This window comes from Actinokineospora enzanensis DSM 44649 (assembly GCF_000374445.1).
In the GTDB taxonomy this organism is placed as follows: Bacteria; Actinomycetota; Actinomycetes; order Mycobacteriales; family Pseudonocardiaceae; genus Actinokineospora; species Actinokineospora enzanensis.
In genome coordinates this window covers 105,365-117,314 of record NZ_KB894409.1, presented here as the reverse complement: position 1 = coordinate 117,314, position 11,950 = coordinate 105,365, and the positions used below count along the sequence as shown (strand labels likewise).

The following is an 11,950-nucleotide window of genomic DNA, read 5'->3' as shown; positions in this document are numbered from 1 at the left end:
GGCTCAGCCCTCGCCGTCGATGACGCCCGGGTCCAGGCCCAGGTAGCTCGCCACCTGCTCGACCAGCACGTCATGCACCAGGTCCGCCAGGTCCGCACTGTCCTTCGCGCGGGCCTCCAGCGGCCGCCGGTACAGCACGATCCGCGCACGCGTCGGCTGTCCGCGCCGGTCGACCCCCGCCCGCACCAGCCGGGCCAGCGGCACCCCGCTGTCGGCCAGCACGCCCTCCGGCGTATCCGGTGTGACCTCGGGCACGTCGTCCACCGCGACGTCCAGCTTCGTCAGCTCGGTGCGCCAGCGTGCCTCGATCGGCTCCAGCGCGTCGAGGACCAGGGCGTCGAACTTCTCCGCCCTGGTGCTGGCCGCCGGAAGGGTCGAGGGGTAGAGCGGGCCGCGCAGGCCGCGGCCGTGTCGGTCGCGGTTGCGTCGTCCGCGTCGCCTGGAACTGCGAGCCGTCACCACCCTGAGCAGGGTACGCGGGTGCCGCGCTGGTCCGGATGGGCGTGTCGGGGGCGTGTCGTGGGGCACTTGGGGCGCATGGCGCCGGAAAGGCGCTATGGTCACCGATCGTGCGGAGCGTGCGTCGGTGTTCGCGAACCGGGTGTCTGAACCCGGCCGTCGCCACGCTGACTTACGCCTACGCCGAGTCCACGGCGGTCGTCGGCCCGTTGGCCACCTACTCCGAACCGCACAGCTATGACCTGTGCGAGGAGCACGCCCTGCGGCTGACCGTGCCGCGCGGCTGGGAGGTCGTCCGGCACGACGGCGAGTTCGCCCTCCCGGAGCCGACCGTGGACGACCTGACCGCGCTGGCCGAGGCGGTGCGCGAGGCGGGCCGGGTGGACCGCCCGGTCGAGGCGCCCGAGCCGGGCCCGAGCGCGGGCAGGCGGGGCCACCTTCGGGTGTTGCCCGACCCGATAAGTGACTGAAACCGGTGACCGGATCCCGCGACTCCCGGACCTGACCCCGGACTGTCCATCGGTCCGCGCGCGTCGCCGGTAGGCTCCCAGCCAAGCAATCGCGGGCGGCTCGTCCCGGCCGCCGGCCCGAACCCCTGGGAGAACCCCGTGCGCGACCTGTCCGGTGTCTTCAAGGCCTACGACATCCGCGGCGTGGTGGGCGAACAGATCGACAACGACCTGGTGCGCGCCATCGGCGCCGCGTTCGCGCGGCTGGTGGGCGGGACCGCCGTGGTCGTCGGGCACGACATGCGGGACTCGTCGCCCGGCCTGGCCGCCGCCTTCGCCGAAGGGGTGACCGGCCAGGGCCTCGACGTGGTCAGCATCGGGCTGGCCAGCACCGACATGCTCTACTACGCGGCGGGTAGCCTCGACCTGCCTGGCGCGATGTTCACCGCGAGCCACAACCCGGCCAAGTACAACGGGATCAAGCTCTGCCGCGCCGGGGCCGCGCCGATCGGCCAGGACTCCGGCCTCACCGACATCCAGCGCGATGTGGAGGTCCAGCTCGCGCAGCCGTTGGAGAGCCTGGAAAACCGGGACATGGTCCGTGGGCCTGCGGCGGCAGGCTCCGTGCAGACCCGCGACCTGCTCGCCGACTACGCCGCCTATCTGCGCAAACTGGTCGACCTGGCGGCCATCCGGCCGCTGAAGGTCGTGGTGGACGCGGGCAACGGCATGGGCGGGTACACCGTGCCCAGCGTGTTCGACGGCCTGCCGGTCGAGGTCGTGCCGATGTACTTCGAGCTCGACGGCAGCTTCCCCAACCACGAGGCCAACCCGCTCGACCCGAAGAACATCGTGGACCTGCAGGCCAAGGTGCGCGAGGTCGGCGCGGACGCGGGCCTGGCCTTCGACGGCGACGCGGACCGCTGCTTCGTGGTGGACGAGCGCGGCGAGCCGGTCTCGCCGAGCGCGATCACCGCCCTGGTCGCGGTGCGCGAGCTGGCCAAGGAGCCGGGCGCCACCGTCATCTACAACCTGATCACCTCGCACGCGGTGCCGGAGATCGTCGCCGAGCACGGCGGCAACCCGGTGCGCACCAGGGTGGGGCACTCGTTCATCAAGCAGGAGATGGCCCGCACCGGCGCGATCTTCGGCGGCGAGCACTCCGCGCACTACTACTTCCGCGACTTCTGGCGGGCCGACACCGGCATGCTCGCCGCCCTGCACGTGCTGGCCGCGCTGGGCGGACAGGCCGGGCCGCTGTCCGAGCTGACCCGCGAGTACAACCGCTACGCCGCCTCCGGGGAGATCAACTCCACGGTGGCCGACCAGGCCGGGCGGCTGGCCGCGATCAAGGCCGAGTTCAGCGCGCAGCCCGGGGTGACCCTGGACGAGCTGGACGGGCTGACCGTGCAGCTGCCCGACGGCGGCTGGTTCAACCTGCGCGCCTCCAACACCGAGCCGCTGCTGCGGCTCAACGTGGAGGCGGCCGACGACGCCGCCGTGGCCGCGATCCGCGACCGAGTGCTGGCGATCGTGCGCGCCTGAACTGCGATTACCCACCCAATCCTGGGACACTGGACCACGAGGAGGACCGACCATGGCAGTGACACTCGACCGGCAGCTGTTGGACATCCTCGCGTGCCCGTCGGACGACCACGCCCCGCTGGTCACCGGCACCCCGGACGACCCGGCCGCGGACGCGCTGACCTGCACCGAGTGCGGCAGGCAGTTCCCCGTCACGGACGGCATCCCGGTGTTGCTGCTGGACGAGGCCGTCGAACCGGACCGACCGTGACCAGCGCGGCCGACGACAGCCTGCTGGACGACCTCACCCGGCTGGGCGAGGCCGACCAGGAGGGGCTGCTGCGCGCCGCGGCCATGGCGGGCGCGCAGGTCCGCGCCACCGCCGAGGCCGCTCGGGAAGCGGGCCTCGACCGGCTGGCCGGGCACCGGCCGCGGGCCATCGTGCTGATCACCCGGCCCGGCCTCGGCCCGGCGGTGTCCCGGCTGCTGGCCGAGCTGCTGCTGCCCTCGTGCGGGGTGCCGCTGGTGGTCACCGACCAGGTGCCGCCGTGGGTCGGCGCGCTGGACGTGGTCATCGGGCACACCGACGACCCGGGCGACCCGGCGCTCGCCGAGGGCGTGGACCGGGCGGGCAGGCGCGGCGCGGGCGTGGTGCTCACCGCGCCCGCCGAGGGACCGGTCGCGGCGGCGGCCGCGGGCGGCGGCGTGCTGATCACGCCGCGGCTGGCGGTGCGGCCCGGCTTCGGCTTCCCCAAGGCGTACACCGCGGGCCTGCTCGCGCTGGACGCCCTTGGCCTGCTCCGGCTGGACGTCGACCTGCTGGCCGACGAGCTGGACCGGGAGGCCGAGCGCAGCCACCCGCAGCACGAGTCGTTCGTCAACCCGGCCAAGACACTGGCGCTGCGGCTGGCCGAGCACGCGCCGCTGCTGTGGGGCCTGGACCACGTGGCCACCGCGGTCGGCAGGCACGCCGTGCAGGTACTCGGCACGCACACCGACCTGGTCTGCGATGTCGCAGGCTACCTGCAGGCGGGCAGCAGGCTGGCACTGCACCGCTCGGCCGTGCGGGCCACCGCGGGCCGCGACATCTTCGCCGACCCGGACGACGTGGACGGCTCCGTCGGCGCGCCGCCCCGGGTCCTGCTGCTGGCCGTGCGCGCCCGACCGGGCGACCCTGTGCGCAGGCAGGCCACCGAGACGCTGCCGGGCGCGGACGTGCTCGCCCCGGCCGAGGAGATCACCGCGGACGAACCGACCTGCGCCGCCGTGCTCGCGCTCCGCTTCGAGCTGGCCGCGCTGTACCTCGGGTTGGCGGCGGGCACCACCGGCGGGTCCGGGCGGTACGCGCCCGCCACGGCGTGAGGCGGCGCCGGACCAGGACGTGAGCGAAGGCGGCACCGGGCGGGTGCGCGAACGGGCGAGCGGGCCCGCACGCGCGTGGTCCGCACCGGGCGAGAGGACGAGCCGACCCGGGACGGGGGCGGCGACGACGTGCCGGGCGCGGCGGGCGCGGGCACGCACGAGGGAGTGAGTAGTCAGGTGGAGCTGCTGCGCAATGCGGTGCGCCCGTATGCGTGGGGGTCGCGTACGACCATCGCGGAGCTGCTCGGCAGACCGGTGCCCACCCCGCACCCGGAGGCGGAGCTGTGGATGGGCGCGCACCCCGGCGACCCCTCGCACGTGGTCGACAGCGCGGGCACGTCCTACTCGCTGCTGGCCAGGATCGAGGCCGACCCGACGGGCCAGCTGGGCGCCGCGACCGCCGCGCGCTGGGGCAACCGGCTGCCGTTCCTGCTCAAGGTGCTGGCGGTGGAGGAGCCGCTGAGCATCCAGGCCCACCCGTCGGCGGCCCAGGCCGCGTCCGGGTACGCGGTCGAGGAGGCGGCGGGCATCCACCGGGACGCGGCCAACCGCAACTACCCCGACCCGACGGCCAAGCCGGAACTGGTCTGCGCGCTCACCGAGTTCCACGCGCTGGCGGGCTTCCGCGACCCGCACCGCACGATCGAACTGCTGGAGTCGCTGCGCACGCCCGGCCTGTCCCCGCACATCGACCTGCTGGTCGGCCAGCCCAACCCGGACGGCCTGCGCGCGCTGTTCACCACATGGATCACGCTGCCGCAGCCAGCCCTGGACCGGTTGCTGCCGGACCTGCTGGACGCCTGCGTCGCACACGTGAAGGCCCGCGGCGCGTTCACCCGTGAGTGCCGCACGGTGCTGGAACTCGGTGAGAGCTACCCGGGCGACGCGGGCGTACTGGCCGCGCTGCTGCTCAACCGGCTCGTGCTCCAGCCCGGCGAGGCCATCTACCTGCCCGCGGGCAACCTGCACGCGTACCTGCACGGCACCGGCGTGGAGATCCTGGCCAACTCGGACAACATCCTGCGCGGCGGCCTCACCCCCAAGCACGTGGACGTGCCGGAACTGCTGCGCGTGCTGGACTTCGGCTGCGGCGACATGCCGGTCTCGACCGGCGACCAGACCGGCAGGCTGCGCACGTACCGCACGGAGGCACCGGAGTTCGAACTGTCCCGGATCGAGTGGGCGGACGGCGAGTCCGACGAGGTACCCCTACCGAGGGCCCGCCCGCTGATCCTGGTGTGCACCGAAGGCTCGGTCACCGTCGACGGCGTGCCGTTGCGCCGCGGCCAGTCGGTGTGGGTCCCGGCGAGCGACCCGGACCTGTCCGTCCACGCGGACGGCCGGGCACAGGTGTTCGTGGCAACCGTGGGTGCCGAGGCGCCCGCGCACGACACGCTCTAGGCTCCGTCCCGACCAGCAGGTTCGATCCGCAGTCCGTTCCGACTCCGTCCGACTCCAGGGAGACGCCAGTGTCCGCAGGGGGCAGCACCCGGGCCATCCTCGCCGCGTTGGCCGCCAACGCCGGGATCGCGGCCGCCAAGTTCGTCGGCTTCCTGATCACCGGATCGTCCTCGATGCTGGCCGAGTCGGTGCACTCGCTGGCGGACACCTCCAACCAGGGCCTGCTCCTGCTCGGCCAGAAGACCTCCCAGCGCCGCGCCACCTCCGACCACCCGTTCGGCTACGGGCGGGACCGGTACTTCTACTCGTTCGTGGTCGCGCTGATGCTGTTCACGCTGGGTTCGGTCTTCGCGCTCTACGAGGGTATCCACAAGGTCGGCCACCCGGAACCGCTGGAGTCCCCGTGGATCGCCATCGGCATCCTGATCGTGGCGGTCGGGCTGGAGGGGTACTCGTTCTTCACGGCCATCCAGGAGTCCCGCAAGATCAAGGGGGATGTGTCGTGGTGGGGGTTCATCCGCCAGTCACGCTCGCCCGAGCTGCCGGTGGTGCTGCTTGAGGACGCGGGTGCGTTGCTCGGACTGGTCCTGGCGTTGCTGGGGGTGAGCCTGACGGTGGCCACCGGTGACCCGGTGTGGGACGGGGTCGGCACGCTGTGCATCGGGGTGCTGCTGGGGGTCATCGCGATCATCCTGATCATCGAGATGAAGTCGCTGTTGATCGGTGAGGGGGCCACGCCCGCGGAGCTGGCCAAGATCGAGGATGAGCTGGCCACCGGGAAGGTGGAGCGGATCATCCACCTGCGGACGCAGTACCTGGGGCCGGAGGAGCTGTTGGTCGCGGCCAAGATCGCGCTCCGGGCTGGGTTGCCGATGGAGGACGTCGCCCAGGCGATCGATGACGCGGAGGCCCGGGTGCGCGCGGCGGTACCGGCGGCGCGGCTGATCTATCTGGAGCCGGACCTTTACCGCGAGTCGGTTCGCACCAACTGACCTGTCGGCAGAGCGGTGAAGGGCTACCGCCGCGTTCCTGCGATCGTCGGGGCCATGTCGGTCGGCCTGGGCGTCGTGCTCGGTGTGCTGGGGGCGCAGGTCAGTCAGCGGCTGGTGCGGCAACGGGGCGGCACCTGTGACGGCATGTTGCCGATGCCCACCTCGGCCTACCTCCTCGCCTGGGCGGCTGTCGCCCTATGCCTGCTGGGCGGTTTCCTGGTGCTGAGGGCGAAGCGAACCCCCGCGCTCACGATCCTGCTGATCATCGCGCTGGCGTTCACCGCGTTCGTCGTCTACAGCGTCTACTCCGATGCCCCCACCCACCGCTTTCTCTGCTCCGGCTGAACTACAGCCGCCGCAGGAGGTTGTCGGCGGCGGCATGGTGACCGGCGTCGGCGAGTAGGCCCGCCGGGGCCAGGACGTAGTCGCGGTCGACGGTCACTGTGGCTGTGCGGAGGATGGGGCGCAGGATCGGGTCGGCGCGGAGGGTGGACTCCACTTCGGTCAGTGCGTCGGCGGTGGCGTGGCGGAAGAACCCGCCGGACAGGATCAGCAGTCCGGCCCCGCGCGGGCCCAGGTTGCCGTCGATGTGGCGCAGGTGGCGGCGGATGGCGAGCACGGTCGCCAGGGTGGCCAGTTCGCGGTCCACGGCGGCCTCTTCCGGTGTCCCCGGTACGAAGTCCACGGACATGCCTCGCGCCGGGCCCATCAACCGATCATCCGTGATCAGCCGTTCGGTCAACGCCTCCGTCACGATTCCCGGTGCCGACCAACGCATGCCGATGTCGCCCTCGACCGTCCGCCGATCCGCGGGCAGACCCACCGCGGACACCCCGGGTTCCGCATCGGATACGGCCGAGTAGACGTCCGTAGTGGCCCCGCCGACATCGACCACCAGCACCGCGCCACTATCCGCGTGTGCAAGCCGGGACACTCCCGCGAGTACCGCGTCAGGGGTCACAGTCCGCACCAGGGAACGGAAACGCGGGCTTCGCGACAGCCCCTTCCCGCCGATCACATGCCGCAGGAACACATCCCGGATCGCCGCCCGCGCGGGCCCGGGATTCAACTCGCCCACATCCGGCAGCACATTGGCGGTCGGTACGACTGTGCACCCGGCCAACAAGCCGACAGCCGCCTCCTGCACCGCGACATTCCCCGCCAGCACGATCGGCACTCGCACCCGGTTCGTAGCCAGCTTGCGGGCGTTGTGCAGCAACACCCGCTCGTCTCCGCCATCGGTGCCGCCGACCAGCAGCACGACATCCGGCCGCGACTCCCGCAGCGCCCGCACGTTGCTCAGCGGTCCCGCCGAAACGTGCACGACCTTCGCTCCCGCCGACAGTGCGACCCGGTAGCCCGCCTCCGCGCTGACCAGCCGTTCCTGGCCCACGACAGCCAACCGCAGACCACCGCCCGCCGACGAGCACACCAGGACCTCGGCGCCTGCGACACCCAGCGCCGAGGCCACGGCGGTCACACCGTCGAGTACCTCCGGCGGCGTGGTGGCGTGCTGGGCCGTGCCCGACAGCTCACCGGCCGCCGAGATCAGCGCGCCCTTCGTCCACGTCGATCCGACATCCACACACAGGAAAGGCACACGCGGATGCTAAACGGATTCGGTTTCCCGCTCGCGCTTGCCGACCAACGAATGCCCGCGGCTGTAGGCGAAGTACACGACCACGCCCACCACCATCCACACGATGAACCGCAGCCAGGTCAGCACGGTCAGGTTCAGCATCAGCCAGACGCAGGCGATGATCGCCAGGATCGGGATCAGCGGCACCCAGCGCACCCGGAACGCGCGTTTCAGGTCCGGCCGCGTCCGCCGCAGCACGATCACGCCCGCGGACACCAGCACGAACGCGAACAGCGTGCCGACGTTGACCATCTCCTCCAGCTTGCCCGCCTCGAAGAAGGTGGCCGCGATGCCGACCAGGACGGCGACCGCGAGGGTGCCGCGGACCGGGGTGCCGCGGCTGCCGGTGTTGGCCAGGCCGCGCGGGAGCAGGCCGTCGCGGGACATCGCGTAGACGATCCGGACCTGGCCCAGCATCAGCACCATCACCACGGTGGTCAGGCCCGCCAGCGCGCCGATGGAGATGATCTGGGCCGCCCAGTCGACGCCGTTCAGCGAGAACGCGGTGGCCAGGGTCTTGTGGTCCTCGGTGCCGTCGGCCTTCACCGAGGTGGCCAGCTGCTGGTAGCTGACCATGCCGACGAGCACCAGCGACACCGCCACGTACAGCACGGTCACGATGGACAGCGAGCCGAAGATGCCGCGCGGCACCGAGCGCTGCGGGTCGCGGGTCTCCTCCGCGGTGGTGGCCACGATGTCGAAGCCGATGAACGCGAAGAACACCAGCGAGGCGCCCGCGAGCAGGCCGAACGCGCCGAACGAGCTGCCCTGGCCGCCCGCGATCAGGGAGAACAGCGACTGCTCCACGCCGGTGTGGCCCGCGCCGCCCGGCTGCGACGGCGGGACGAACGGGGTGTAGTTCGCGGCCTTCACGTAGAACAGCCCGAAGATGATCACGAACAGCACGATCGCGACCTTGATGCCGGTGATCACCATGCTCACCCGGGAGGACAGCTTGGTGCCCACCACCAGCAACGAGGCCAGGATGACCACCAGCAGCAGCGCGCCCCAGTCCATGCTGACGCCCGCGACGTCCACGATGGTCACGGTGCGCGCGCCCGGGTCGAAGTCGAACAGGTAGCCGAGCACCGTGTTCAGGTACACCGACCAGCCTTTGGACACCGCGGCCGAGCCGACGGCCATCTCCAGGATCAGGTCCCAGCCGATGATCCAGGCCACGAACTCGCCGAACGAGGCGTACGAGAAGGTGTAGGCGCTGCCCGCGACCGGCACCGTGGAGGCGAACTCCGCGTAGCACAGACCCGCCAGACCGCAGGCGACCGCGGCGATCACGAACGCCACCGACACCGAGGGTCCGGCCAGGTCACCGGCGGTGCGCGCGGTGAGCGTGAAGATGCCCGCGCCGATCACCACGGCCACACCGAAGACGACCAGGTCCCAGGTGGACAGGTTGCGCCGGAGCTTGGTGTCCGGATCGTCGGTGTCGGCGATCGACTGCTCCACGGACTTGGTCCGTAACAGTCCGCCGCGCCGCGCCTGGTCGGTACCGGTCACGGGAGCCTCCTCGTAACTTCGTGGGTGTGAATCGGCCACGAGAGGCTAACGCTCCTGGTGGACTTTCGCCGTGTCGACGCCGTTTTGTGGGTCCTTTGGCGGTTCACATCCCACTGTCCGAACCTGGGAACCACACCCCGCCGAGCCACTCGCACAAGCTCGCGCTCGAAGGCGGGTTCCGGGGGTTCGCCCCGCCTAGTTGATCTTCGTGGTCCGACTGTGCAATGATCTTGTCAGCCCCGCTGACCGCGTGGTGGCGGCCAGGACAGTGTGGACTTCGGGTCCTCCGGGTCCAGTCCGGCCGCCAGTGCGATCGCCCGGTCCCATTCCGGGTCGGCGAGGTAGTCGCTGTGCCCCAGCACGCCCGCCGACCAGCGTCTGCCGGGGAACGGGCCGCGCATGGGGTCGGGCAGCCAATGGTCGCCGCCCAGCACCAGGCCGCCGGTCGGCGTTGGTGTCGCCGCTGGCAACGGGCCGACCGTGCCGTCCGGGCGGAAACCGGTGCCCAGCAGCTGGCCATCGCACACCTGACGCCCCCAGGTCGTGACCGCGCCGCCCAGTGGGTCGGTGCCCCGGCACAGCGAACGCCACCGGGTGCCCAGTCGTCCGGCCAGTTCGGCGAGTGACGCGTGCGGTACCGCGGCCGGGAACGCTCTCGGATAGGCCCATTGCAGCTGCGAGCCGAACGTGACGAGCCCTACCCGTTGTCGTTCCGGTTCGTTGAGCGACTCCATCAGCCGTGCCGCGGTGACCGCCACCAGCAGGCTGCCCTGGCTGTGCCCGGCCAGCACGACCCGCACGTTCGGGTCCTTCAGGTGCTCCACCGCGCGCGCCGCCAGTTCCGGTGCCACCTTCAGCGCGTAGCTCGGCGGCACGGTCGGGTGCGCCTCGCGCGGCCAGAACGACGCCAGGTCGGCGATCACGCCCAACCGCTTGCCCGCCTTGGGTTCCTGTGCCGCCGTGTAGACCGCGCGCAGCAGGGCGCCCGCCATGACGCCGAGGGTCAGGATTCCCAACGTGGACAACGGGTCCATCCACTGCGGCGGCTCGATCCCGGCGACCCGCATGGACACCGCCACCCCGGTGCCCGCCGTCAGCACCCCGGCCAGCGCCAGGATCACCCGGTGCCCGTTGCGCCGTTGCCATCCGGCCATCCGCCAGTGCCGCAACGCCGTGATCTGTTCGGCGAGCCTGCCCGCGTGCAGCAGGCCCACCTCGGGATAACCGGCCGGTGCCAGCAGCATCCGGGCCGCCGCGATCGTGCCCAGCGGTATCGCGAGTGCCACCCCGATCGCCGCCGCAGCGCCCCACAGCAGTGTGACCTGTTCGTACCCGTGCGGTAGCGCGGTGTTCGCGGAGCCGATCAGCTTGCGCAGCGAGATCGCCAGCCCGGCGCCGAACCCGCCGCCCAGCAGCGCGGCGATCGCCAGCACCGGCGCGGCCATCCAGCCGCCCGCCCACGGTCGCAGGCACTTCGGCTGGTCGACCCAGGTGCGGCGGGCGATCAGCGCGGCCGGGACCAGCAGCAGCCCCAGCAGCACCACCACCCCGATCAACGTCGCCGCGATCGCCTCCACGGTCGGCCCGGTGCCGATCAGGTCGACCGGCAGCGGGTCGGCGACCGCGCCGGAGGTCAACGCCAGGCCCCCGCCCAGAAACAGCAGCATCGTGCGTGGCACTCGGCCCAGCGCGGCCCGCAGCCCGCGCCCGCCCGCCGTCGGCTCGGCGCCGCGCGGGTCGTCCAGCAGCAGCACGCACAGCAGGCAGACCCCGGCCAGCACCATCGCCAGGAACCACAACCACCAGGTCAGCGGCTGTTTCGGCGGTGCGAACGGGCCGCCGAGGGGCAGCAGCGCGACGGTGGCCAGGGCCATCGTGAGGTGCAGCGCGCGCAACGCGGGCGTGTCCGGGTCGGAGACCAGGTTCCGGCCGGGCAGCCGCACCTTCAGGTTCGGCTGCGCGTCCGGCGGGTTCGGCGCGGCGGGCGTCTCCCAGGCGATGCACGAGATCCGGTACAGCACGTAGATCGCGAACAGCACCGGCAGCACGCCGACGACCTGCCGGAACGGCCAGGTGGCGCGCAGCCAGTCGGGCACCCAGGCGAGGCAGGCGGTGCCCGGGGCCAGGCACTGCGCGGCCACCAGGTCCATGCTCACCACGGCCGCCTGCGTCACCAGCAGCGCGGTCAGCAGCAGCGCCGCCAACCGCAGCAGTGACCGGTTCACCACGGCCAGCAGCCGCGCGGGCCGGTGGCCGCTCGGCGCTGGTGGCAGCATCCAGTGCGCCATGTTGGTCAGCGAGAACGGGAACAGCAGCGCCCACGTGGCCTTCGCCACCCCGCCCGAGGTCATCGCGCCCCACACGTAGCCCTCGACCACGCGCGGCACCGACCGCCCCTCGGCCCGCAGCACCGGGCCGGGCGCGGGCCGCAGCAGCCGGTCGGCCGGGCGCACGATTCGCCCGATACCGTCGCCCGCGACATCCACCGCCGCGACCGAGCCGACCAGGCTCTCCGCGGAGGTGCCCATGATGCCGTGCACGCGCAGTTCGACCACCCGGGTTTCCGAGCCGGTAAGCAACATGTCCCTCCCCGGTCACGCTCCGACGCC

11 protein-coding genes are annotated in these 11,950 nt (G+C 72.1%); 7 read left to right on the top strand and 4 right to left on the bottom strand.

What is annotated here, in order from left to right; all coding sequences use genetic code 11:
* Window positions 1–3 precede the first annotated feature (3 nt).
* On the bottom strand, window positions 4–462 hold the full coding sequence (locus C503_RS0111475) for a metallopeptidase family protein (protein WP_026316180.1): 459 nt from the start codon (window positions 460–462) through the stop codon (window positions 4–6).
* A gap of 107 nt (window positions 463–569) precedes the next feature.
* On the opposite strand from C503_RS0111475, the gene C503_RS0111470 reads away from it, so the two are divergent.
* The 7 genes from C503_RS0111470 to C503_RS0111440 all read left to right on the top strand — a co-directional run bounded on the left by C503_RS0111470 (window position 570) and on the right by C503_RS0111440 (window position 6,532).
* Window positions 570–929 (top strand): DUF3499 domain-containing protein, encoded by a 360-nt coding sequence (locus C503_RS0111470; protein ID WP_211222380.1) that lies wholly within the window; start codon window positions 570–572, stop codon window positions 927–929.
* A 138-nt stretch (window positions 930–1,067) separates the two neighbouring features.
* Window positions 1,068–2,453 carry a phosphomannomutase/phosphoglucomutase gene (locus C503_RS0111465; protein WP_018682347.1) on the top strand — a complete coding sequence of 462 codons (1,386 nt, stop codon included), beginning with the start codon at window positions 1,068–1,070 and terminating at the stop codon, window positions 2,451–2,453.
* 52 nt (window positions 2,454–2,505) lie between these two features.
* On the top strand, window positions 2,506–2,703 hold the full coding sequence (locus C503_RS0111460) for a Trm112 family protein (RefSeq protein WP_018682346.1): 198 nt from the start codon (window positions 2,506–2,508) through the stop codon (window positions 2,701–2,703).
* Window positions 2,700–3,794 (top strand): hypothetical protein, encoded by a 1,095-nt coding sequence (locus C503_RS0111455; protein WP_018682345.1) that lies wholly within the window; start codon window positions 2,700–2,702, stop codon window positions 3,792–3,794. Before C503_RS0111460 ends, C503_RS0111455 begins: the two co-directional genes overlap by 4 nt.
* 177 nt (window positions 3,795–3,971) lie before the next feature.
* Window positions 3,972–5,195, top strand: a complete 1,224-nt coding sequence (gene manA / locus C503_RS0111450) for a mannose-6-phosphate isomerase, class I (RefSeq protein WP_026316179.1) — start codon at window positions 3,972–3,974, stop codon at window positions 5,193–5,195.
* 68 nt (window positions 5,196–5,263) lie between these two features.
* Window positions 5,264–6,187 carry a cation diffusion facilitator family transporter gene (locus tag C503_RS0111445; RefSeq protein WP_018682343.1) on the top strand — a complete coding sequence of 308 codons (924 nt, stop codon included), beginning with the start codon at window positions 5,264–5,266 and terminating at the stop codon, window positions 6,185–6,187.
* A 54-nt stretch (window positions 6,188–6,241) separates the two neighbouring features.
* On the top strand, window positions 6,242–6,532 hold the full coding sequence (locus C503_RS0111440) for a hypothetical protein (RefSeq protein WP_156893144.1): 291 nt from the start codon (window positions 6,242–6,244) through the stop codon (window positions 6,530–6,532).
* Window position 6,533: 1 nt separating this feature from the next.
* Here C503_RS0111440 and C503_RS0111435 read toward each other — a convergent pair whose 3' ends face one another.
* The 3 genes from C503_RS0111435 to C503_RS0111425 all read right to left on the bottom strand — a co-directional run bounded on the left by C503_RS0111435 (window position 6,534) and on the right by C503_RS0111425 (window position 11,923).
* The gene (locus C503_RS0111435; protein WP_018682341.1) at window positions 6,534–7,787 is read right to left on the bottom strand and encodes a glutamate mutase L; all 1,254 of its coding nucleotides are present in this window, start codon (window positions 7,785–7,787) and stop codon (window positions 6,534–6,536) included.
* Window positions 7,788–7,796: 9 nt separating this feature from the next.
* A complete protein-coding gene (locus C503_RS0111430; RefSeq protein WP_018682340.1) occupies window positions 7,797–9,341 on the bottom strand; it encodes an amino acid permease in 1,545 nt (514 codons plus the stop codon).
* Window positions 9,342–9,574: 233 nt separating this feature from the next.
* A complete protein-coding gene (locus C503_RS0111425) occupies window positions 9,575–11,923 on the bottom strand; it encodes an alpha/beta hydrolase family protein (RefSeq protein ID WP_018682339.1) in 2,349 nt (782 codons plus the stop codon).
* Between the last annotated feature and the right edge of the window lie 27 nt (window positions 11,924–11,950).

What these genes read in the sequence shown, in the direction of transcription:
- C503_RS0111460 (WP_018682346.1), top strand. Translation starts at nt 2,506, where the DNA reads ATGGCAGTGACACTCGACCGGCAGCTGTTGGACATCCTCGCGTGCCCG.
- C503_RS0111440 (WP_156893144.1), top strand. Translation starts at nt 6,242, where the DNA reads ATGTCGGTCGGCCTGGGCGTCGTGCTCGGTGTGCTGGGGGCGCAGGTC.
- C503_RS0111425 (WP_018682339.1), bottom strand. Translation starts at nt 11,923, where the DNA reads ATGTTGCTTACCGGCTCGGAAACCCGGGTGGTCGAACTGCGCGTGCAC.